The sequence below is a fragment of the Micromonospora fiedleri genome (genome assembly GCF_016774385.1).
Taxonomy (GTDB): domain Bacteria; phylum Actinomycetota; class Actinomycetes; order Mycobacteriales; family Micromonosporaceae; genus Micromonospora; species Micromonospora gifhornensis.
Map to the genome: position 1 here is coordinate 130,129 of NZ_JAETXL010000002.1, position 22,285 is coordinate 152,413.

The 22,285-nt window shown below is 71.4% G+C and carries 21 protein-coding genes; 6 read left to right on the forward strand and 15 right to left on the reverse strand.

Annotation, left to right across the window (positions count from 1 at the left end; translation table 11 throughout):
• Window positions 1–21 precede the first annotated feature (21 nt).
• From JMF97_RS04625 to JMF97_RS04645, 5 genes are all read right to left on the reverse strand, one after another.
• Window positions 22–831, reverse strand: coding sequence for a TrmH family RNA methyltransferase (locus tag JMF97_RS04625; RefSeq protein WP_043721406.1), 810 nt, complete (start codon window positions 829–831; stop codon window positions 22–24).
• A gap of 67 nt (window positions 832–898) precedes the next feature.
• Entirely contained in the window at window positions 899–2,050 is a 1,152-nt protein-coding gene (gene argJ / locus JMF97_RS04630; RefSeq protein WP_203220407.1) for a bifunctional glutamate N-acetyltransferase/amino-acid acetyltransferase ArgJ, read from the reverse strand.
• Window positions 2,051–2,284: 234 nt separating this feature from the next.
• Complete coding sequence (locus tag JMF97_RS04635) at window positions 2,285–3,610, reverse strand: CE1 family esterase (RefSeq protein ID WP_238358771.1); 1,326 nt, start codon at window positions 3,608–3,610, stop codon at window positions 2,285–2,287.
• 328 nt (window positions 3,611–3,938) lie between these two features.
• On the reverse strand, window positions 3,939–4,478 hold the full coding sequence (locus tag JMF97_RS04640; protein WP_203220408.1) for an RNA 2'-phosphotransferase: 540 nt from the start codon (window positions 4,476–4,478) through the stop codon (window positions 3,939–3,941).
• Window positions 4,475–5,398, reverse strand: a complete 924-nt coding sequence (locus JMF97_RS04645) for a LysR family transcriptional regulator (protein WP_203220409.1) — start codon at window positions 5,396–5,398, stop codon at window positions 4,475–4,477. Before JMF97_RS04645 ends, JMF97_RS04640 begins: the two co-directional genes overlap by 4 nt.
• Window positions 5,399–5,456: 58 nt before the next feature.
• On the opposite strand from JMF97_RS04645, the gene JMF97_RS04650 reads away from it, so the two are divergent.
• Window positions 5,457–6,047, forward strand: coding sequence for a hypothetical protein (locus JMF97_RS04650; protein ID WP_238358772.1), 591 nt, complete (start codon window positions 5,457–5,459; stop codon window positions 6,045–6,047).
• Here JMF97_RS04650 and JMF97_RS04655 read toward each other — a convergent pair.
• Complete coding sequence (locus JMF97_RS04655; RefSeq protein WP_203220410.1) at window positions 5,953–6,288, reverse strand: hypothetical protein; 336 nt, start codon at window positions 6,286–6,288, stop codon at window positions 5,953–5,955. The genes JMF97_RS04650 and JMF97_RS04655 overlap by 95 nt on opposite strands.
• Window positions 6,289–6,800: 512 nt before the next feature.
• On the opposite strand from JMF97_RS04655, the gene JMF97_RS04660 reads away from it, so the two are divergent.
• Together JMF97_RS04660 and JMF97_RS04665 are read left to right on the forward strand one after the other, a co-directional pair.
• Window positions 6,801–7,598: a helix-turn-helix domain-containing protein gene (locus tag JMF97_RS04660; RefSeq protein WP_203220411.1), complete on the forward strand. Its 798-nt coding sequence runs from the start codon at window positions 6,801–6,803 to the stop codon at window positions 7,596–7,598.
• Window positions 7,585–7,773 carry a DUF397 domain-containing protein gene (locus tag JMF97_RS04665; protein ID WP_203220412.1) on the forward strand — a complete coding sequence of 63 codons (189 nt, stop codon included), beginning with the start codon at window positions 7,585–7,587 and terminating at the stop codon, window positions 7,771–7,773. The genes JMF97_RS04660 and JMF97_RS04665 overlap by 14 nt, the downstream gene beginning before the upstream one ends.
• Before the next feature lie 222 nt (window positions 7,774–7,995).
• On the opposite strand, the gene JMF97_RS04670 is transcribed toward JMF97_RS04665, so the two are convergent.
• From JMF97_RS04670 to JMF97_RS04690, 5 genes are all read right to left on the reverse strand, one after another.
• Window positions 7,996–8,544 carry a dihydrofolate reductase family protein gene (locus tag JMF97_RS04670; protein WP_238358773.1) on the reverse strand — a complete coding sequence of 183 codons (549 nt, stop codon included), beginning with the start codon at window positions 8,542–8,544 and terminating at the stop codon, window positions 7,996–7,998.
• Window positions 8,545–8,554: 10 nt separating this feature from the next.
• Window positions 8,555–9,082, reverse strand: coding sequence for a hypothetical protein (locus tag JMF97_RS04675; protein WP_203220413.1), 528 nt, complete (start codon window positions 9,080–9,082; stop codon window positions 8,555–8,557).
• A gap of 9 nt (window positions 9,083–9,091) precedes the next feature.
• The gene (locus JMF97_RS04680; RefSeq protein ID WP_203220414.1) at window positions 9,092–10,300 is read right to left on the reverse strand and encodes an NAD(P)/FAD-dependent oxidoreductase; all 1,209 of its coding nucleotides are present in this window, start codon (window positions 10,298–10,300) and stop codon (window positions 9,092–9,094) included.
• A 115-nt stretch (window positions 10,301–10,415) separates the two neighbouring features.
• A complete protein-coding gene (locus JMF97_RS04685) occupies window positions 10,416–11,360 on the reverse strand; it encodes an RNA polymerase sigma-70 factor (protein ID WP_203220415.1) in 945 nt (314 codons plus the stop codon).
• An 89-nt stretch (window positions 11,361–11,449) separates the two neighbouring features.
• Window positions 11,450–12,424 (reverse strand): ArsR/SmtB family transcription factor, encoded by a 975-nt coding sequence (locus tag JMF97_RS04690; RefSeq protein WP_203220416.1) that lies wholly within the window; start codon window positions 12,422–12,424, stop codon window positions 11,450–11,452.
• A 234-nt stretch (window positions 12,425–12,658) separates the two neighbouring features.
• On the opposite strand from JMF97_RS04690, the gene JMF97_RS04695 reads away from it, so the two are divergent.
• On the forward strand, window positions 12,659–13,417 hold the full coding sequence (locus tag JMF97_RS04695; protein ID WP_203220417.1) for a CE1 family esterase: 759 nt from the start codon (window positions 12,659–12,661) through the stop codon (window positions 13,415–13,417).
• A 91-nt stretch (window positions 13,418–13,508) separates the two neighbouring features.
• Entirely contained in the window at window positions 13,509–15,356 is a 1,848-nt protein-coding gene (locus tag JMF97_RS04700) for a thiamine pyrophosphate-requiring protein (RefSeq protein ID WP_307816771.1), read from the forward strand.
• Between the two features lie 301 nt (window positions 15,357–15,657).
• On the opposite strand, the gene JMF97_RS04705 is transcribed toward JMF97_RS04700, so the two are convergent.
• The 4 genes from JMF97_RS04705 to JMF97_RS04720 all read right to left on the reverse strand — a co-directional run bounded on the left by JMF97_RS04705 (window position 15,658) and on the right by JMF97_RS04720 (window position 20,882).
• Window positions 15,658–17,844, reverse strand: coding sequence for a transglycosylase domain-containing protein (locus tag JMF97_RS04705; RefSeq protein ID WP_238358850.1), 2,187 nt, complete (start codon window positions 17,842–17,844; stop codon window positions 15,658–15,660).
• A gap of 262 nt (window positions 17,845–18,106) precedes the next feature.
• Window positions 18,107–18,916, reverse strand: coding sequence for a hypothetical protein (locus JMF97_RS04710; protein ID WP_203220418.1), 810 nt, complete (start codon window positions 18,914–18,916; stop codon window positions 18,107–18,109).
• Between the two features lie 381 nt (window positions 18,917–19,297).
• Entirely contained in the window at window positions 19,298–20,407 is a 1,110-nt protein-coding gene (locus JMF97_RS04715) for an SPFH domain-containing protein (protein WP_203220419.1), read from the reverse strand.
• A gap of 4 nt (window positions 20,408–20,411) precedes the next feature.
• On the reverse strand, window positions 20,412–20,882 hold the full coding sequence (locus tag JMF97_RS04720) for an NfeD family protein (RefSeq protein ID WP_203220420.1): 471 nt from the start codon (window positions 20,880–20,882) through the stop codon (window positions 20,412–20,414).
• Between the two features lie 83 nt (window positions 20,883–20,965).
• Here JMF97_RS04720 and JMF97_RS04725 point away from each other — a divergent pair, with 83 nt between their 5' ends.
• Window positions 20,966–22,285 carry a serine hydrolase domain-containing protein gene (locus JMF97_RS04725; protein ID WP_203220421.1) on the forward strand — a complete coding sequence of 440 codons (1,320 nt, stop codon included), beginning with the start codon at window positions 20,966–20,968 and terminating at the stop codon, window positions 22,283–22,285.

Genomic DNA, 22,285 nt, shown 5'->3' on the forward strand with positions numbered 1-22,285 from the left:
TGCCGGTAACCGCAGGTCAGCTCAGAGCGGGTCGTCGCGCCCCAGTTCCCAGCAGGCCACGGCGGTGGCCGCGGCGACGTTGAGCGAGTCGACACCGCGCCGCATCGGGATCACCACCCGCACGTCACTGGCGGCCATCGCCGCCTGGGTCAGCCCGGCGCCCTCGGCACCGAGCAGCAGCGCGGCCCGGGCCCGCTGGGCGGGCGTCAGCCGCTGGATGGGTACCGCGTCGGGGGCCGGGGTCATCGCCAGCACGGTGAAGCCGGCGTCGCGTACCTGCGCCAACGCCGTCGGCCAGGGATCCAGTTTCGCGTACGGCACGGCGAACACCTCGCCCATGCTGACCCGTACGCTGCGCCGGTAGAGCGGGTCGGCGCAGGACGGCGAGAGCAGCACCGCGTCCACCCCGAGCGCGGCGACGGCCCGGAAGATCGCCCCCAGGTTGGTGTGGTTGTTGACGTCTTCGAGGATGACCGTCCGACGGGCCGTGGCCAGCACCTCGGCGGCGCTGGGCAGCGGCTTGCGGCGGAACGAGGCGAGCACCCCCCGGTGCACGTGGAAGCCGGTGGCCTCCTGCAACACGTCGGGGGTGGCGGCGTACACCGGGGCGTCGCCGGTGTCCAGGTCGGCGAGCTGGTCGACCCGTTTGGCGTCGACCAGGTACGACCGGGCCGGGTAGCCGGCCCGCAGCGCCCGGCGCAGCACCAGCTCCCCTTCGGCTATGAACAGCCCGTGCGGCGGCTCCCACCGGGTGCGCAACTCCACGTCGGTGAGCGCGCGATAGTCGGCGATCCGCTCGTCGTCCGGCTCGGTGATCAGCTCCACAGGCACCCGGCAATTCTGCCGCCTCGCGCCTGACTCGCCGGCCCGGCCCCGGACAGCTGCACCCCGGGCGTCGTCAGGTGGTGTAGTCGGCGTTGATCCGGATGTACCCCTCGGTCAGATCGCAGCCGTAGACGACGAACGACCCGGCGGCGATGCCGAGGTCGACCTCGATCACCACGTGGTCGCGGCGCAGGTGTTCCTGCAACAACCGCAGCACCTCGTCGGTCGCCGGCGTGGGATAGACCGCCAGCCCACCGAAACCGATGCGAACCCGTTCCGGCCGGATGTCGTCGTCGTCCTCGCACTTGCCCACCGCCATCGCCACCCGACCCCAGTTCGGGTCGGCGCCGTGGACCGCGGTCTTCACCAGCGGCGAGTTCACGATCGTCTTGCCGACCCGCTTGGCCTGGTCGTCGTCGCGGGCCCCGGTCACCCGGACCTCGATCAGCTTGCTGGCCCCCTCACCGTCACGGGCCACCATCCGCACCAGTTCGAGGGCGCAGGTACGCAGTGACTCGGCGAACTCGTCGACGTCCACCGGTCCGGCGAGCCCGTTGGCGAAGATGGCCGCGGTGTCACTGGTCGAGGTGTCGGTGTCGATGCTCACCGCGTTGAAGGTCCGGTCGATCACCGCGCGGAACACCCGGTCGAGATCGTCGGATCCGATCTCGGCGTCGGTGCAGAAGAAGGTCAACAGGGTGGCCATGTTCGGTTCGATCATGCCGACGCCCTTGGCGACCCCGACGATGGTGGCCTCGCCACACCGTGCCCGTACCACCTTCGGGTGGGTGTCGGTCGTCATGATCGCGGCAGCCACCCGGTCGAAATCCGCGGGCGGGAACGGCCAGCGCAGCTCGGCCAGGTGCTCGCGCAGCCGGGGCATCGGGTACTGCCGGCCGATCACGCCGGTCGAGGCGATCAGCAGCTCGTCCGCCTCCAGCCCGACCGCCGCCGCGACCGTGGCCTGGATCTCCCGGGCGTTGGCCATGCCCTCGTCGCCGGTGGCCACGTTGGCGTTGCGGGCGAGCACGACCACCCCACGCGCCGCCGACGTACGGGCCGATCGGCTGAGCAGCACGCTGGGCCCGGCGAACCGCGAGCGGGTGAAGACCGCCGCGCTGACCGCCGGCACTTCCGAGACGAGCGCGGTGAAGTCGTCGCCGTCGTCGCGGAGACCGACGTTGCCGACCAGTGCACGAAAACCCCGAGGGGCGGCGACGTCCACCTGATGACTCTCCTCATCGACTCCGCAGCAAGACTATGCGCCCCTCAGCATAAACACGCATCCTTGTCGGTCCCCGGCCACCGCACGGGAGCACGCCCGACAGGTACGCCGATGTTGCGGTATCGACCCGGCCCGCATCCAGCAACTTCGGCGTTGTTGCTCGGCGCGCCGAGGCCCGGCGCGCGGCGGTCCCCGGCCGCGCTGGTGGCGTGGCCGGGGACCGTCGATCGGGGGTCAGGCGATGGTGCAGGTGGCGCCGTTGAGCGTGTACGACGACGGTCTCGCCGAGTCGCCGGTGTGGGTGGCCTGGAAGCCGATGCTGACCGAGGCACCCGGGGCGATGCTGCCGTTGTACGACACGTTGCGGGCGGTCACCTGCCCGGAGGTGGGCGAGTAGCTGGCGTTCCAGCCACCGGTGATGTTCTGCCCGCCGGGCAGGGTGAACACCAGCGACCAGCCGTTGATCGCGCTGCCACCGGTGTTGGTGATGGTGAGGTCCTGGGTCAGGCCGTTGTTCCAGGCGTTGACCGTCACCGCGACGCGGCAGGCACCACCCGGCGGCGGGGTCGTCGGGCCGGGCGGCGGCGTGGTGGGGCCGGGCGGCGGAGTGGTCGGGTCCGGCGGCGGGGTGCCGCTGCCGAACTGGGTGAAGAACCGCCAGGTCTCCGCCGGCAGCCAGGTCCGGGAACCGCTGTCACCGGGTGCGCCGTCCTGCGGTGCGGCGATGTGCCCCTCGTCGAAGGCGGCCCACACCACCGGGTAGCCCGCCGCGCAGCCGGAGTACGTGGTGGTGCGGTGGGTCAGGCTGCCCTGGGACGGCTCCGGCGGGTTCTGCGGGGTGCACCCGTTGTTGTTGACGAACCGGTCGCGCAGCGACCGTCCACCGGAGATGCCGAGGACGTTGTCCCGGATGCCGTGCGCCCCGAAGTAGGCGATCCGACCGTTGCCGCCGCTGCATCCGCTGATCTGGCCACCGGCGTACACCGCGACCGCGCGGAACACGTTGGGTCGGGCGCAGGCCAGCGCGTAGCTCATCCCGCCGCCCCAGCTGAAGCCGAGGGCGAAGCGCTGCGTGGTCTCCACGCAGAGGTTCGCCTCCACCTGCCGGAGCAGGTCGTCGACGAAGGTGACGTCCTCGCCGCCGGAGTTGGCCCAGCCGGCGTTGAGGCCCTGCGGCGCCACGAAGATGGTGCTGTTGTTGGCCAGTTGCCGCAGCCCGTAGTACGACCAGGTGTCCCGCTGCACCGTCTGCCCGGTGTCCACGTCGACGGCCGAGCCGCCGCGCCAGTGGAAGCCGAGCACCAGCCGGTACGGGTGGTTGTTGTTGTAGTTGGCCGGGATCCGCAGGATGTAGCTGCGGCTCTTGCCGTTGCTCTGGATCGTGTGCGTACCGCTGTTGAGCCCCGGCGCGCGGCCGCAGCCTGCGGTGGCGGCCAGGGTGCCGACGTCGGTGGTCGACGCCGTCGCGGTGGGGCCGGTGGCCAGCGCCACCCCGCCCACGCTCAGCACGAGCATCGCCGCGATCGCGGCGGGCCCGAAGATCGATCTGGGTCTCACCATCATGTTGCTCCGTCTCCGCGTCGCACCGGACGCGCGGAAGGTGCCGCTGCACCGTTGGTGGTGGTCGATGAGCTCGCCCTGCTCCGCGTACCCGTCCGGCACGGACGTGCCCACCGCGGACCCCGGGGCGGCCGTGATCGATTCGGCGGCACCCGGTCGGGATCCACGTCGCCCGTCGGTCGGCGTCGCGGTCTCGCCCACTCGCCGGAATCCCGGACCGGCTTCAGGGCGCGTCAAGCGTGTGCCCGGCTCCCGCTCGGACCGTATCGTGTGAGCGATAACATATCAAGGCTTGTGGATGTCTTGCTTGCGGCCCGCCGCCACCGAGTCAGCTCGGCAGGGTGATGAACCGCGGCGGCACGTGCCGGGTGAGCCAGACGCCGTTGGCGGCCCGGTAGAGAACGAGGCCGGCGACGTGCATCCCGGCGGCGTCGATACGCAGCACGACCGGCCTGCCACGCCGGGCACCGACCCGCGCGGCGGTGTCCAGGTCGGACGACAGATGCACATGGGTACGCTCACCCGACGTCAGCCCGTCGACGCGGATGCCGGGCAGGAACCGGACCACCGTGCCGTGGTAGAGCACCGTCGGCGGCACCGCCGGTGCCAGTTGCAGGTCGACCGGGATGGTGTGGCCCTGGGCGGCCCGGATCCGGCCCTCGCGGACCTCGAAACGCTGCTTGTCGGTGCCGTCGACCACCTGGTCGAGCAACGCCGGGGTGACCGGCCGACCGTGCCGGGCCAGCGCGGCGAGCAGCACGTCCACCGGCACCCAGCCCGCCTCGTCGAGGGTGACCCCGACGGCGTCCGGCCGATGCCGCAGCACGTACGACAGGAACTTGCTGGTCGAGGTGAGCCGCCCGGTCATCGGGGCGTTCCGGCCCGGTCGGGCTCGACGGGCGGGGACACCCCGGTTCGGCCGGTGCCGTCGGGCGGCGGGAACTGGCTGAGGAAGTCGCGGACCAGATGGGCTCGCGGTTGCCGCCAGGTGGCCCAGTAGCGGATCTTCGGCAGGCCGTCGATCGGCACGGCGCGCAGACCGTCGGGCAGCCCCACGCAGCCGTTGACCACGGTGGCCCCGACACCCAGCCCGGCCAGGTGCACCAGCAGGTCCCAGCCGTCGACCTCGGCGGCGACCTGCCACCGTACGCCCGCATCGAGCAGCGCCCGGTCCAGCGCCCGCCGGTGCGGTCGATTGGCCGGGGGTACCACCAGGTCGAGGCCGTCGAGGTCGCGCAGCCGGACCTGCCGACGCTCGGCGAGCGGGTGCCGCTCGCCGAGCACGAGCACCTGCCGGTACGCGGCGATCTGAACCGCTTCGACCTGCCGCGTCGGCGGATCGTGGGCGATGACCGCCAGGTCGGCCTGACCCGCGTGCAGGGCCGCGAGCGCGGCATCGCGGTCAGCGGTGATCACGTGGACCCGGCGGCCCTGCCGACCGACCTGCCGGATCGCCTCGCCGACCACCCAGCGCAGCGCGCCCCGACCGGCCGCGACGGTCAGCGTGGGCGTCGACTCGTGGTGCAGTTCCCTGAGGAACTCGTCGGTCCGCCGCCGCGAGTCCAACGCGTACGCGGCGAGGCGTTCACCGGCGACGGTCAGGATCAGCCGCCGCCCGTCGCGCTGGTACAGGTCGACGTCGAGAGCCGCCGCCAGCTTACGGATCTTCACATGCAGGGCGGGCTGGCTGATGTGCAGTGCCGCCGCGGCGGCGGTGAAGTTGCGGTGCTCGGCGAAGACCGCGAAACAGCGGAGCGCATCGGCCTCCAGCAACTCCCGCCCAGTCATAACGCAGCACTATAGATCACCGGCAAAACAATAGTTCTGCGTACGCTCATCCGGCCCGATGCTGGGTGACGTGAACGAGGACATTCCCCGACTCGGCATCGACATCGGCCGGGTCATCATCGACGGCTCCGCCCACCCGAGCAGCGACGACACCGCCTTCTTCAGCGGCAACGAGGCCACCATGCTGGCCACCCCCGAGGTACCCGGTGCGGTGGAGACCATCGCCCGCCTGGTCCCCCGCTTCGACGGCCGGGTCTGGCTGGTCTCCAAGTGTGGCCCGCGGGTGCAGGCCCGTACCCTGCGCTGGCTCGCCGCCCACGACTTCCACCGGCGCAGCGGCGTCGACCCCGCGCAGGTACGGTTCTGCCGGGCCCGCGCCGACAAGCGGCAACACTGCCTCGACCTGGCGCTCACCCACTTCGTCGACGACCATCCCGAGGTACACGCCGCGATCCGGGGTGCCGTCACCCACCAGTACTTCTTCGGCCCCCAGCGCCGCCCGGTCCCCGACTACGGTCACCTCACACCCACCTGGGCCGACGTCGAACGCCTGATCATCGACTCGCTTCCACCCTCCGCCTGCGGGGCGAGCCCCAGGCGAGGAACCGGTCGAACAGCGTCTTCGGGTCCGGACCGTCGTGCGGGTTGAGGTGGTAGAGGTCGCGCATGGCCTCGTACATCAGCCCGGCCAGGTAGATCGACAGCCCGGTGCGGTTGCGCGCGTACTCCGCGCGCAGCAACAGCCGCGCGGGCGCGCACGGCCACGGCTGCCCGCAGGCCCGGCAGCACCACATCGGACGCAGCGGCGTGTGCGGCGGGCCGGTGCCGACTGCGCCGGGACGTTGCGGGTACAGCCCTCGGCCCGGCGTGGGCAGGCGAGTGCTGATCACCGACGGTCCCCCTTCCCCCGCCGACCGTCGACCGGCCGACCCGCCAGGACCTGGCAACTCGACCGACACCCACTGGCGTCGCCGCCCCGCCAACCGGCACACCGGCCGACCACGCCCGACCGACCAGGAGCTGTCGGGCGGCGTCGTCGGGCGGCGGGCGCGGGCGCGGCGGCGCGGCGGCGTTGTGGTCGGGCATCGAACTCCGGCGACCGGCATGGTCGACCTCCACGAAAGACAGATCTGGGTACGTTTCTTGTCGCCAGAGCAGCAAGAAACGCACCCACAGCGAGTGATTAACCCGGGGCCGCCCCGACGCGGGGGAAGCGCGAGGGCGGCCCCGGTGCAGAACCCGCCCCGTCCCTGTCTGGATGGGAGCGGATCCGCTTGCGTGACAGTCTGCTGACCACAGCACTACGCTCGGAACGCATCGAGCCTGACCTCGGTGACATCCCGTGGATCTTGGCGGCCGCTCGGCAGCCGTTGGCGATCTTGACGAGGCTCCTGGAGGCGCGGTGGAAGGTGAGCAGAGCGTGGATCTGATCCGCGTCCAGTTACGCAAGCAGCGGGCACTGGCCGGCATGAACCAGGAGGAGTTCGGCAAACGCACCAACTACTCGGCCTCCACAGTGTCCGCCGTGGAAACCGGCACCCGCCCGGTCGACCTGCCGTACGCCCGCCGCGCGGACGAGATCCTGGAAACTGGCGGCCTCTTCGAGTCCCTCCTGCGCACCGCCCAGCAGGACGCCCAGCCCGCCTGGTTCATGCCCTGGCTGAAAGCCGAACGCGCCGCAAAGCAACTGCGCTACTTCAACCCGACCCTCATCCCCGGCCTGTTCCAGACCGAGAACTATGCGCGCACGGTGCTGCGGTTTGACGACACCTGTCCGGAGCAGGAAATCGAGCAGCAGGTGGCGGCCCGGATGGAGCGCCAGGAGATTCTGCGCCGCGAGCGCCCGCCGCAGATCTTCGCGGTAATAGACGAAGCAGCCCTACGTCGCGCCAACGCCATCATGGCCGAACAACTCGCGCACCTGGTGCGGGAGGCCGAGCTACCGCACGTCCACATCCACATCATCCCGGCCCGCGCCGGCCTGCACGTCGGCCTCGACGGGCCGCTTCTGCTCGCCATGCTGCCCGACGGCACCTGGATCGGACACCTGGACAGCCAGCTCGGCGGCGAGTCCGCCGACACCGACGAGAAGGTGATTAAGCTCCTCGGCAGATGGGAGGGCGTGCGGACAGTCGCCCTTCCGGAAGACCTCTCCCTCGACCTCATCAAGGAAGTTGAGAGCCAGCATGGACCTCAGTGACGCCCGGTGGCGGAAGTCCACCCGCAGCAACTCGTCCGGCGGTGACTGTGTCGAGGTGGCCGACAACCTGGTAGGCGTCGTTGCGGTGCGCGACAGCAAGGATCCGGCCGGGCCGGTGCTCGCCTTCGCCCCGGCCGCCTGGCGGTCGTTCCTCGAACTGGCCCGACGGCACTGACCCGCACCGCCAGTACCGCAGCTCGACCGCGTCGCCAACCCCAGCGGTCAACCAGCGCCACCAGGCACGACGGACCTGGCGAGAACACGCCCCGCCCAATCGGCCGGGCGAGACACGACCCACCCGGCGAGCCCAAGCGGCCGGGCGAGAGACGGCCGACCCGGCCATGGCACTCCTGCCTGGCCGGGTCGCTGTCGCTGTGGGCGGCGACCAGCGGCGCGGTCAGCTGGTTGGCGCGTACCGCATCACCGAGGCGCCGGAGGCCAACTCGAAGCGGCTTTCGAGCTTCAGGTCGACGTGCTTCGCCAAGCCCTCGAACAGTCGCGGTCCGCGACCCGCTATCCGGGGATGCACTACGAACTCGTACTCGTCGATCAAGCCCAGCTCGGCCAACGCCAGCGGAAGCTGCACGCCGGAGACGAACACGCCCGTGCGCGACTCCCGCTTGATCTGCTCGACGGCCTTGCCCAGATCACCCTGCACCAGTTCGGCGTTCCAGTCGACCTGTTCGAGGGTGCTCGACACGACGTACTTCTTCGCCGCGTCGATCGTCCGGGCGAAGGGTTCCATCCAGTCGGGTCTCGACACCTCCGACGCGGACGGCCGCCACGCCTCCTCCATCATTTCGTACAACACCCGGCCGAAGAGGAGCGCATCAGCCCGGGCGAGGTTCTCGATGTGGTGCCGATGCAGGTCCTCGTCCGGTGAGACCGCGAGGTGATCGCAGCAGCCGTCCACTGTGATGTTGATGGAATACCGCAAAGGTGCCATTCAGCCCGCCTCATCGCGTGTGGTCACGGTCATGATCTCCATCGACCGGCGGCCCGGTCGCCGTCGTTGCGGTGGGATGCGCGACCAGGCGGCGGCCCAGCAGGCGCAGCCCTCGGCGGATGCCGAGGATCTGCCCGAACATCGCCCCGCTCAGTAGGCCCATGCTCGTCGCCGCCACCTGCGAGGCCGGCACCCACAGGCCGACGATGCGGGCCCGCAGGAAGCTGAACGTGAGATAGCAGACCAGCACGACGACGCCGATCGCGTCGATCCTGCCGACCACCCGCTGCTCGAAACCGTCCCACCGCAGTCGCGACATCCGGCTCGCCGCGACGCCGACGATGACGCCGACAACGATCCCGACCAGGGCCCGAAGCCACCCCCAGCCGCCGGCGACCACCGCGTCGACGAGGGTGACGACAAGCGTCACCCCGAACACCGCGGCGTAGATCCGGGCTCGCCAGACCACCTTCCGGTCGACGTACCGGTGGATCAGCTGCCGGCGCCGCGCGTGCTCCGGCAGCTCACCATCGGCCATACCGGGACTCTAGTGGGCACCCCCGACATCGGAGCTCACCGAACGCGCGTGGCGCTCCGCGGTGGCCGCCGGGCTGGTGATGCGGCGACGGCGGAAGGGCACCAGCAGCGTCGGGTGGAACACGGCCCAGGCGGCACCCCGGCAGACGAGTTCCTTGTAGCGGGCCGCCAGCCGGCCCCGCAGGTGTGTCGCCTTCGCCCGGTCGTCGGCGGTCACCGTCTGGATGATGCCGTCGCGCCGGCCGAGGCTGATGCATTGGTTGAAGTAGCGGATCGGGATCCTGCGGACCGGTCGCCCGGTCAGTCGGGCGACGATGGCGTCGGCCGCCTGCCAGCCCGTCGGGATTCCGGTGGCGCAGGACATCCGCAACGGCTTGCCGCCCGGGCCCTCGGCGAGAGCGGCGTCGCCGACCGCGTACACGTCAGGGTGCGACACCGAGCGCATCGTGGCGTCCACGACGATCTGCCCGGTCGGTGCGACCTGCAAGGCCGTCGTGGCGGCGAGCGACGACACGGCGAAGCCGGCGGACCAGACGGTCACCTCGGCCGCGATGACCTCGCCGGTGCCGGTGACGACGCCGTTCGCCTCGACGCGGCTGACGTCGGTGTGCTCGTGGACGGTGATGCCGAGCCGGTCGCACACCTCCCGCAGGTACCGGCCGGCCCGCGCGTCGAGCCAGTCACCGAGGCCGCCCCGGGTGGCGATCGCGACGGCGAGGTCGGGTCGGGCCTCGGCGATCTCGGTGGCCGCTTCGAGGCCGGTGAGTCCCCCACCGACGACCAGGACGGTGCCGCCCGCGCCGAGGTCGGTCAGGCGTTCGCGCAACCGCAGCGCGGACCGGGCGCTGCCGACGTCGTACGCGTGCTCGGCGACGCCGGGGACACCGTGGTCGGCGGAGGCGCTGCCGAGGGCGTACACCAGCGTGTCGTAATCGATCTTGTCGGCACCGGTCAGCGTGACGGTCCTGGCTCCGACGTCGACGCCGGTGACCCGCGCCAGTCGGACCCGCACGCCGGTGCCCGCGTAGACGTCGCGCAGCGGACGACGCTTGAGTTCCGACCCGGCGGCGTACTCGTGCAGGCGGACCCGCTCGACGAAGTCGGCGGACGCGTCGACGACGGTGATCTCGGTCTGGTCGGGGTGCAGTCGCCGGGCGAGGCGACCGGCGACGGTCGCCCCGGCGTAGCCGGCACCGAGGACGACGATGCGATGCGTCATGCTCCCACTCCCTGTCTGCGTGCGGTGCCGTCGACCGGGACGGGCCGGTCGGCGGCGTACGCTTCCTGAACCGGGCAGCGCCGCGTTTGCTGACAGGATTCGGCTGTGGCCTGGGTCACCAGCTGTCGACGACGGGCGCGGAGCGCGCGGAGGCCGACCAGAGCCGGGTGACCCGGTCGAGCTTGTCGGGATTGGCCTGGGCGTGGATGTCCGACACACCCTCGGCGGTCATCTCCAACGACAGCACCCCGACGACCCGGTCCGCGACGACGACCAGCACCGCGGGCGCCCCGTTGACGATCTCGGCGTACAGTGTCGCCGCCCCGCCGAGCACCTGCCGGCGGAGATCCGTGGCCCGGAAGACGCCGCGCAGGAACCTGGCCACCGCCAGCGCACCGACGATCGGCGTGCCCCGGGCGGGGATCTTGCCTCCACCGTCCCCGGTGCTCATCACGTCATCGGTCAACAACTCGACCAGCCGTGCGGTCTCGCCGCTGCTGGCCGCGGCGAGGAACTCCGCCACGATGGTCCGGGCGGTGGTCTCGTCGACCTCGACCCGGGCCCGGCCGGCGGCGATGTGCTGCCGGGCCCGCCGGTAGAGCTGCTGACAGTTCGCCTCGGTGAGGTCGAGGATCTCGGCGATCTCCGCGTGCGGGTAGCCGAACGCCGTACGCAGGACGTACACGGCACGCTCGTTGGGCGAGAGCCGCTCCATCAGGGTGAGCACCGCCAGCGACACCGATTCGCGCTGCTCGACGGTGTCGACCGGGCCGAGCATCCGGTCCCCGGCCAGCAACGGCTCCGGCAGCCACATGCCCACGTAGCTCTCCCGCCGGGCCCGGGCCGAGGTGAGCTGGTTGAGGCACAGGTTGGTCAGCACCTTCGTCAGCCACGCGGCGGGCTGTTCGACCCCCGCCCGGTCGGCGGCCTGCCAGCGCAGGAACGTCTCCTGGACCATGTCCTCGGCGTCGCCGGCCGAGCCGAGCAGGCGATAGGCCACCGCCTCCAGTCGAGCTCTCGACTGCTCGAACAGGTCGAGGTCGTGCGCGCTGAGCGACATGGTTCGAGTGTCACCCACCCGGGCGAGGCACCGCCCGTCACCCCCTCATCGAGCGGACGTCACCCTCGCGGCGAGCGGACGGGCGGGCGTCAGCCTGTCGGTGAGCTGACGTCGCCGGCGAGCAGGTGGATGCCGAGCGGGGTGAGTCGGTGCACCTTGGCACCGCCGACGCGCTCGCTGTCGACCAGGCCGGCGCCCCGCAGCGCGGCGGTGTGCTCGGAGGCCGACGACACGCTGATTCCGACGAGCCGGCTCACCGTCGTGGTGGTGTGCGGGCCGGGTTCGCCGAGCTGCCGCAACACCGCCGCACGGGTCCCACCGAGGAGCTGGGCGAGTGGATCGTGCCTGGTCGGCGGCGATTCGGGCGGAGGATCCACCGGGTACACCAGCAGCACCGGCTGACCCGGTCGGACCAGCACGCGGGGACGCAGACCGGCCAGCGGGCCGGGGATGAGCAGGATGCCCTCGCCGTTGCCGGTCAGCTCCGCGCTCCACCAACTGTCGATCTCCAGGATCGGCGGGCGCCACCGGATCGACGGGTGCAGCTCGTTGAGCAGACCGTCCACTCCGGACCGGGCGTACGTGCGGGAGCGGTGCTCGACGTGACCGCGGTGCGCGGCCGTCAGTTGGGACCAGGACGGGGCGAGCACCGCGTCGAAGTAGCGGTCCACCGCCCTCGTCAGCAGCTCCAGGATCTGCGGGTCGGCCGCCACGAAACGCCGCCGCCAGAGGCTGGGCGGCAGTTTGGCGTACGTCTCGGTGAGCTCGGCCGTGATCCGGCGACGCGGAGTGGACATGATCGACTCGATGCCGGCGGCCACCGATTCGATGCCCTGGTGCGGGGTCAGGAAGTCGGGCAGCAGGCCCCGCGCCGGCAGCAGGTGCCGCAGCGCGGCGGTGCTCGCCGAGGCGGCCTGCGCGCGGGCGGCCAGGCCGGGCATCCGCGCGGCCACCACGGGATCCCGCAGCGCCTGGCTGGCCAGGATCGCGGTGCCGACCGGGTGGGGGCGGCTACCGAACCTGATCCGGGTCAGGTCCGCCGCGCCGAGCCGCAAGGTGATCACTACTCAAGGGTGCCAGCTTTTCGGCGTACGCCGAAAGGGTTGTTGCGGTGACGGCTCAGCGGCGACGGTGTGGTGGACCTACGGCCGGGAGGGGGCGGCGTGCGTCGGATGCTCGGGTGGTGCGTGTCGGCTTTCCTGCTGGCGGGGGCCGCGGCGTGTGGTGGTGGCGGAGAAGCGCCGCCCACGACGTCGGGGGCGGCTCCCGCCGTGTCGCCTGGGCCGGGGCAACATGCGTTGACCCTGGACCATGGCGGGCTGAGTCGCAGCTACCGGCTGCACGCACCACCCGGGTACGCCCCGGCGGCGCGGCCGGTGCCGCTGGTGATCGCGCTGCACCCGTACCCGGGTACCGGTCTGGAGATGAGCCAGCTGTTCGGTTGGGACTCGGTGGCCGAGCGGGAGGGGTTCCTGGTCGCCTACCCGGACGGCGTCGACGGTGGATTCAACGCCATGGCCTGCTGCGGCAACGCCGACGACGTGGGTTTCCTCGCCGCGCTCACCGGCCACCTGGTCGACACCTGGCACGTCGATCCCGACCGGGTCTACCTGACCGGCATCTCCAACGGCGGTGACCTGAGCTTCCGGGCCGCGGCGGAGGCCGGCGGCACGTTCGCCGCGATCGGAGTGGTCAGTGGCGGGTTCATCGGCGAACGGACAAACGCCGACGAGTACGCGCCGCAGCGGCCGGTATCGGTGGTCACGTTCATCGGCGAACGGGACCGGTACGCCCTGCCGTTCCGCACCGGGATCGACCGCTGGCGGCAGCGGCTGGGCTGCACCCCGGTGACCCCGCCGCCGGCCGCTCCGGCCGAGGACGTCACCCTCACCCGGGCGCGCTGCGTCGACGGCAGCGACCTCGACGTGTACCTGATCGGCAGCATGGGTCACTCCTGGCCGGGCGCCTCGGGTGACCGGCTCAGCGCTCCCGAGGTCGAGGTGAACGCCACCGAGCTGATCTGGACGTTCTTCGCCGCCCACCCGCGCCGGACCTGACGGCACGGTCGGGAACCGCCACAGCCAGAGGGTTTTGTCCGGATAGTAACGGGAATGCGCGTTCGCCCGTACTACCCGAGAGGCGACCCAGGTGAGCGCAGCGAACGTCGACAGTCTGGTGCCGGCCGACCCGTGGCCCCTGCCCCGCAACCCCACCGTGGCGGATCACATCGTGCATCGGCTCGCCTGCTGGGGCGTACGCCGGTACTTCGGCTATCCCGGTGACGGCATCAACGGCATGACCTCCGCCCTGCAACGCACCCACCAACAGGCGCAGTTCATCCAGGTACGGCACGAGGAGACCGCCGGCTTCGCCGCCTCCGCCCACGTCAAGTACGGCGGCGGGCCGCTCGGCGCGATCCTGGTCACCAGCGGGCCGGGGGCCATCCACGCGCTCAACGGCCTCTACGACGCCAAACTGGACCACCAGCCGGTGGTGGCGCTGGTCGGACACACCGCGCTCACCGCCGAGGGCGGCGGCTACTACCAGGAGGTGGACCTGCTCGCCCTCTACAAGGACGTCGCGGCGGCGTTCCTGGCCCAACTGGACCACCCCTCCCAGGTACGGCACCTGGTCGACCGGGCCTGCCGGACCGCGCTGGCCCGGCGTACCGTCACCGCGCTGGTCCTCCCCCTCGACGTGCAGGACGAGCCCGCCGTACCCGATCCGCCGCACGCGCACGGCTTCTACCACACCAGCAGCGTGCCCAGCAGCGGACCGACCGTGCCGCCGGAGGCCGACGTCCGGCACGCCGCCGAGGTGCTGCGCAGCGGCGAACGGGTGGCCATGCTGGTCGGCCAGGGCGCGATCGGCGCCGAGAACGAGGTGCGCGAGATCGCCCACCGGCTCGGCGCGGGGGTGGCCACCGCCCTGCTCGGGTTCACCGTCGTGGACCACCGGGAACCGTGGGTGACCGGTGCCATCGGACTGCTCGGCACCCGACCGAGTTGGCAACTGATGAGGGAGTGCGACCGGCTGCTGATCGTCGGCAGCAACATGCCGTACTCCGAGTTCTATCCGCCACCCGGCCAGGCCCGGGCCGTGCAGATCGACCACGACGGCACCCAACTGGGCCTGCGGTACCCGACCGAGGTGAACCTGACCGGCGACGCCGCGCCCACCCTGCGGGCCCTGCTGCACGAACTGGGGCCCGGCCCCGGACCGACCCGCTGGCGGCAGACCATCGCCGGGGCCACCGCCGCCTGGCGGCAGGCGCAACGTGAACTCGCCGAACAGGACGCCGATCCGGTCAACCCGCAGCGGCTGTTCGTCAGCCTCAGCGAGCGGCTGCCCGACAACGTGATGCTCGCCGTGGACTGCGGCACCACCACCGCCTGGTACGCCCGCCACATCAAGGTCCGCCCCGGGATGCTGGCCAGCCTCTCCGGCACCCTGCTGTCCATGGGCGGCGGCATGCCGTACGCCCTGGCCGCCAAGCTCGCCCACCCGGACCGGCCGCTGGTGGCCCTGATCGGTGACGGGGCGATGCAGATGAACGGGGTCAACGAGCTGATCACGGTGGCGAAGTACTGGCGCGACTGGGCCGACCCCCGCTTCGTGGTGCTGGTGCTCAACAACCGGGATCTGGCGTTCGTCAGCTGGGAACAACGCTCCACCGAGGGCACCCCGATGTTCCCGGACAGCCAGCAGCTACCCGACATCGCGTACCACCGCTGGGCCGAGGTGCTCGGGCTTCGCGGCGACCTGGTCGACCACCCGGATCAGGTGAACGACGCCTGGGACCGAGCCCTGCAGGCGGACCGCCCCACCGTCATCAACGCCCTGGTCGACCCGGCCGAGCTGATGATGCCCCCGCACTTCACCGCCGACCAGGTCCGCAAGACCGCCGCCGCCATGCTGCGCGGCGACACCGACTGGGCCGGCATCATCCGCCGCGGCCTCCCCACCATGGTCACCACCTACCGCCCCCGCCGCTAACCCACCCCCACCCCTCACCCCTGCCTTCACCCCACCCCACCCCGGCCCACCCCGGCGATCTTGCACTTGCGGTCGCCGATTTAGGAGGTTATGACCTGTATGCGGCGACACAAAGTGCATGATCGCCGGACACGGGCGGGGCGGCGCAGCGCGGCACGGCGAGGCCCGACCCGCCCCGGCGATCTTGCACTTTCGGTCGCCGATTCAGGGGGTTATGACCTGCATGCGGCGACACAAAGTGCAAGATCGCGGGACACGGGGCGGGGCGGGTGGGGCGGGTGGGGTGGTGCGGGTGGGTGGGTCAGCCTCGGTTTTGGAACCAGCGGCGTAGGTCGTTGTTGTCGGTCGGGCGGCGGTCGGGCACCACCGGGTCGCGTTCGACCGGGCGGCGGGGGGTGCCCACCAGGTCCCGGCTGGGGGCGGTGAAGGACTCCTGCGGCTGGCCGTCGACGGCGGTGCGGATGATCCGGGCGACGGCCTCGATCACCCGGGCCTGCACGGCAGAGCCGACCAGGTCGGTGGGGTCGTCCGGGTTGGCGGCGATGCCGGCGACCGCGACCTGCGGGGTGAAGCCGACGAAGGTTTCCGTGGCGGCCTGCTCGGAGCTGCCGGTCTTGCCGGCCACCGGGCGGCCTTCGAGGATGCGGTTGACCGCCGTGGCCGTACCGCCGTTGCACTGTGCGAACGCCGACTGCTGGCCGACCGGGCAGCGTGCCGCGTCGGTGGCGGCCCGCGCCACGTCGGGGTCGAGCACCTGCCGGCAGGAGGGGTCACCGACCGACAGCCGCTGCCCGTCCGGCGCGGTCACCGACACCACCGGCACCGGCGCGCAATACGTGCCCTCGGCGGCCACGGTGGCGTACGCGTTGGCCAGGTCCAGCGGGGTGGTGGCGGACACGCCCAGGGTGAAGGCTCCCCAGTTGGCCGCGTTGTTCTCGGCGAAGCGCGCGTCGGCCTCGGCCCGGAAGGTGATGCCCAGCCGCTGGGCCATCTCGACCACCTTGTCCTGGCCGACCTGCTCGGCCAGCCAGACGAAGTACGTGTTGACCGAGCGGCCGAAGCCGTCCCACATCATCCGGTAGCCGTCCATCCACTGCGGGTTGGCGTTCGCCGGGCACCACTGGCCGCCGCAGCTGCTGTCGTCGGTGCCGGCGGCGTACCGGGTGGGCAGCCGGCTGGGCGCGTCGAACCCGGTCGACAGGGTACGGCCGGACTCCAGCGCCGCGAGCATGGTGAACAGCTTGAACGTCGAGCCGGCCTGGTAGCCGGCGACGCTGCCGCCACCGGAGATCAGCGGGTTGACAGTGTTCGGGTAGTTGAGCTGCCCGTCCGGGTTGTCGTCGAGGCTGTAGTGCCGGTTGACCGCCATCGCGAGAACCCGACCGGTGCCCGGTTCGACCGCGGCGATCGGCACCGCGCGCTTGTTGTCGTACCCGTAGATGCTGGTGGCCTGCTGCTGGGCGGTCTTCTGGATCTGCGGGTCGAGGGTGGTGACCACGCTGTAGCCGCCCCGGCGCAGCGCCTGCTCGCGCTCGGCGACGGTGTCGCCGAACGCGGGCTGCTCCATCCACCAACGGCGCAGGTAGTCGCAGAAGAAGCCCCACCCTTCGCGGGAGCTGACCGTGGCCGCGCAGCCGTTGGCCTGCTCGCTGGGGTTCAGCTTCACCTTCTCGGCCTTCGCGCTTGTCGCCTGCTCCGCGGTGATCGCCCCGGTCGCGACCATGGAATCCAACACGTACGCCCGCCGGGTCAGCGCCGCGTCGGCGTCACCGTCGATCGGGCTGTACGCCTCCGGCGCCTGCACCAGGCCGGCGAGCAAGGCCGCCTCGGCGAGGGTCAGGTCGGCCGGCGCCTTGGAGAAGTAGCGCTGGCTGGCGGCGGAGATGCCGTACGCCCCGGAGCCGAAGTACGCGATGTTGAGGTAGCGGTTGAGGATCTCGTCCTTGCCGAGGCGCTGTTCCAGCGCGTTGGCGTACCGGATCTCCTGGATCTTGCGCCCGATGGTCTGCTCGGTGGCCGCGGCCCGTTCCTCGGCGGTGCGGTTCGGGTCGGTCTTGAGCACGTTGCGCACGTACTGCATGGTCAGCGTCGAGCCACCCTGCTCGGTGCCGGAGGTGACGTTGCTGACCAGGGCCCGGAACATGCCGCGCAGGTCGACGCCACCGTGGTCGTAGAAGCGGCGGTCCTCGGCGGCCACGATCGCCTGGCGCATCACCGGCGCGATCTCCGCCAGCGTCACGTCGGTGCGGTTGACGTCGTAGAACGTGGTGATCAACGTCTTGCCGTCGTTGGCGTAGAGGTAGGAACGTTGCGGAGTGGCCGGGGTCCGCAGCGCGTCCGGCAGCGCGGCGTAGTTACCGAGTGCGGCCCGGGCGGCGAAGCCGAACACCAGGTTGACCGGCAGTACGGCGACCGCCAGCACGAGTCCGGCGAGCACGCCGGTCAGCAGCACGGTGAACAGCCGCGACAGCGGCGTAGGGGTGGCCATGGTCACCAGGATTGCCGCGAATGCCACCTTCCGACCACCCGTACGCGGTGGTTGTCAGCCAATTCACCGCCATTTGCCAGCCGCTTGTGCGCTGGTCAGCCCGGTTGCGGCCGGCAACACGGACACCACCGCCCAGCCCGGCACGACGGTGACGCCGAGCGATGCAGGGGACGCCAAGGACGGCGCGGCCGGAAGGGTGGTCCGGCCGCGCCCCACGGGCAAGCGGGTTGGGTCAGGCCGCGCCGGGGCCGAGCGGGTTGGGTCAGGCCGCGCCGAGTGGGCCGGCGCCGCCGGGGCCGAGCGGGCCGGGTGGGCCGGCCGTGGCGACGCTGGCGCTGGCCGCGTCGTTGAGGATCTCCCGGGGCATCAGCCGGCCGGAACGGTACGCGATGCCGATGCCGGCGATCAGTACGAAGATCGCACCGAAGGTCTGCAGGGAGCCGATCAGTGCACCGCCGAGGCCCAGCAGCGGACTCGCGATCATCAGCATGGTGCCGTCACCGATGCTGAACATGCCTGATCGGGCCACCGCCCAGCCGGTGAGCAGCCAGCCCAGGCTGTAGCAGGTCGCGCCGACCAGCACCAGGGTCCGGGCGGTGGTGCCGAAGACGGGTGTCTGCTCGGCCAGCCCGGCGAACGGCAGCATCAACACCGTGCCGGCGATGCTGACCAGCAGCCCGGCCACGGCGGGATGGCGGCTGCGGGTGGCGGCGAGCAGACCGGTCAGACCGAGCAGGGCCAGCAGGCCGAGCCAGACCGCGGCCACCCAGCCGACCAGGTACAGCGCCCGACCGTCGGCCGGGTACGGGTCGTTGCCGACACCACCGTCGCTGGCCATCGCGACCAGGCCGTAGAGGATCGCGTACGCCGGCAGCAGCCAGACCGCGGCGCGGGCCAGCCGGCGCAGTGACCACGCCCAGCTGGCGTTGGTGGCGGGCCCGGGTGGAGCGGGGTCGTCGATGAAGGGCAGTACGCCGAAGCCGCCGCCGGTCCGCCGGGTGCCCAACGGGCCCTGGGGGTCGTGCTTGCCCGGCACCTGCGGCGCGGACCACAAACGGCGCAGCGGTTCCATGCCTCACCTCGCTCATCCACGGGCATCCCGTGGGGCGCAGGAGAAGCGCCCCGGTGCCTGACCAGACCGGCCCTAGGACCGATGGTGGCAAACACCGGAGCACCTCATGAGGCTTTCTCGCATTACTGCCAACCGGAGATCGACTCCGTTACGCCGAAACGGCGGAATCAACGCCGACCGGACCGCACCGTCGCGCCGAAACGGCGGGGTCGGGGCCCGCCGGGGCAGCGCCGTTACGGCGAAACGGCGGGATCGGGGTCGGCCGGACAGCGCCGTTGCGGCGATACGGTGCCATCGGAGGTCGGCACCGGCCGGGTAGCACGGACAGTGGCGTAACGGCGGGCGCGCCCGTGAGGGTGGGCGCGCCCGCCGGTTGATGGATCAGCCGCGCTCGCGCTGGTCGGCCGGGTCGTTGAGCAGGCTCGTCGGCGAGACCGGCTCAGGGGCGGGCAGGCCCTGCGGGGCCTTGCCGCCGGTGGCCTGCGCTTCGGCCACCCGTACCTCGTTGTGGATCTCCTGGGCGGCAGCGGCGGCGGCCTGGGCCGCCTCGGCGGCCTCGCGCTCGACGGCGCTGGCGTCGTCGGAGGCCTTTGGGCTCGGCGCGTCGCCGACCATCTGGCTCAGCCCGCCGAGTGCGCCGCCCATGCCCTCCAGGGCCTTGGTCAGCTCGGCCGGCACGATCCAGACCTTGTTGGCGGTGCCGTTGGCGATCTGCGGCAGGGCCTGGAGGTACTGGTAGGCGAGCACCTTCTGGCTCGGGTTGGCGGTGTGGATCGCGTCGAAGACGGTCCGGATCGCCTTGGCCTGACCCTCGGCCTGGAGGATCCGGGCCTGCCGGTCACCGTCGGCGCGCAGCACCGCGGCCTGCTTCTCACCCTCGGCGGTGAGGATCTGCGACTGCTTGTGCCCCTCGGCGTTGAGGATCGCGGCACGGCGGTCCCGCTCGGCGCGCATCTGCTTCTCCATCGAGTCGCGGATGCTCGGCGGCGGCTCGATCGCCTTGATCTCCACCCGGGTCACCTTGATGCCCCACCGGCCGGTGGTCTCGTCCAGTACGCCGGACAGGTGCCGGTTGATCTCCTCGCGGCTGGTCAGCGCGCGCTCCAGGTCCAGCGAGCCGATCACGTTACGCAGCGTGGTGACGGTGAGCTGCTCGATGGCCTGGAGGAAGTTGGAGATCTCGTAGGTGGCCCGGACCGAGTCCACCACCTTGAAGTAGAGGACGGTGTCGATCGAGACGACCAGGTTGTCCGAGGTGATAACCGGCTGCGGCGGGAAGCTGACGACCTGCTCCCGCATGTCGACCTTGGTACGCACCGAGTCGACGAACGGCACGAGCAGGTTCAGACCCGGGTTCAGCGTGCGCTTGTAGCGACCCAGCCGCTCGACCACGTCCTGGCGCTGCTGCGGAACGATCCGCAGCGCCTTCGCCAGAGTGATCACCGAAATCAGCGCGATACCTATCAACAGGACGGGGAATACGAATTCCATCCGTTCACCTCTCCGCTTCGGGTAGCTCAACGGGCGTTGCAACATCCCGCCAGACCAGGGCTACCGCTCCCTTGACCTGAATAACCTGCACCCGTTCACCGGGAGCCAAAACCTGGGTGGCGTCGTACGCTCGGGCGGTCCACACCTCGCCGTCGATCTTCACCATGCCCCGGTCGGAGTCGACCTGCTCCAACACCAGGGCAGTGGAGCCCTCGATCGCCTCGATCCCGAACGCGGTGTCGCCGCTCTCCAACGCCGACTGCCTGTGTCGCCGGATGACCGGCCGCGCCGCCAGGACCGTCAGCGCCGAGACGGCGGCGAAGACGACCGCCTGCACCGCCACCGGAGCACCTAGCGCGGCGGCACCGGCAGCGGCGAACGCACCGACCGCGAACATGAGCACAAACAGGGTCGCCGTGAAGATCTCAGCGACCGCCAGCACCACGCCCAGCACGATCCAGAACACGGCATCCATAACACGATCGTGACATGACAATGCACGTGTCATCGAATTGACATGATCGTAAGCTCCCGGTCACCACTATCCGAGGGAGAAAGATGTCTCTGCGTCCCGAAACCACCCGACAGGTCGACGCCGTGGTGGCCGACGCCCAGGTGGCCGGTCACGTTCCGTCGTTGATTCTCGGTGTGGTGCGCGACGGCACGCTGGCCCACGTGGCCGCCGCCGGCAGCAACCCGGCACCCGACGCCGATCTCCAGTACCGGATCGGTTCGATCACCAAGACGATGACCGCGGTGCTGATCATGCAGGAACGTGACGCCGGTCGGCTGGCCCTGGACGACCCGCTGCGGCGGCATCTGCCGGAGGCCGACGCGGCCGGGCCGGTCACCCTGCGGCAGCTGCTCGGGCACATCAGCGGACTCCAGCGGGAGCCGGACGGACCGTGGTGGGAACGCAACGCCGGCGTCGACCTGCCCACCCTGCTGGCCGGGTTCTCCGCCGCGAAGATCGCCTACCCGCCGCACCGCACGTTCCACTACTCCAACCTGGCGTACGGGTTGCTGGGCGGGGCGCTGGAACGGATCACGAAGACGCCGTGGGCGCAGCTGCTGTCCGAGCGGATCCTCGACCCGCTGGGCATGAACCGCACCACGTACGCGGCCACCGCACCGTTCGCCCCCGGCTACGTGGTGCACCCGTGGCACGACACGCTGCGGGAGGAACCGCGTGCGGACACCGGCGCGATGGCACCGGCCGGGCAGCTCTGGTCCACCGTCGCGGACCTGGCCCGCTGGGCGGCCTTCCTCGCCGAGCCCGATCCGGCCGTGCTCGCCCCGCAGACCCTCGACGAGATGTGCATCCCGATGGCGATGATCGACCCGGACTCCTGGCGGGCCGGCCCCGGACTGGGCCTGGCGCTGCACCGCGAGGGCGAGCGGGTGTACACCGGGCACGGCGGCTCGATGCCCGGTTACCTCGCCGTGCTGGAGGTGCACCGGCCCAGTCGTACCGGGGTCGTCGGCTTCACCAACGCGTACTCCTTCCGCAGCGGCGGCCTCGGCACGCTCGGCCGGCAGCTGCTCACCCAGGTCCTGGATGCCGAACCGACACCGGCCCGGCCGTGGCGCCCGGTCGACGCACCGCCCCCGGCCGACGTGGCCGCCCTCACCGGCCGCTGGTGGTGGATGGGCCTGCCGCTCGACGTCACCTGGGATGCCGCGACCGGCGAGCTGCTCGGGACCATGCCGGGTGATCCGGTCAGCCACTTCGTCCCGGAAGGCCCGGACCGGTGGCGGGCCGTCCGCGGCGAGGAGAACGGCGAGGTGCTGGCCGTGCTCCGCGACGACGCCGGCACTCCGGTGGCGCTGGACATCGCCACCTTCGTCTTCACCCGCTCCCCCGACGACGCGCCGTGA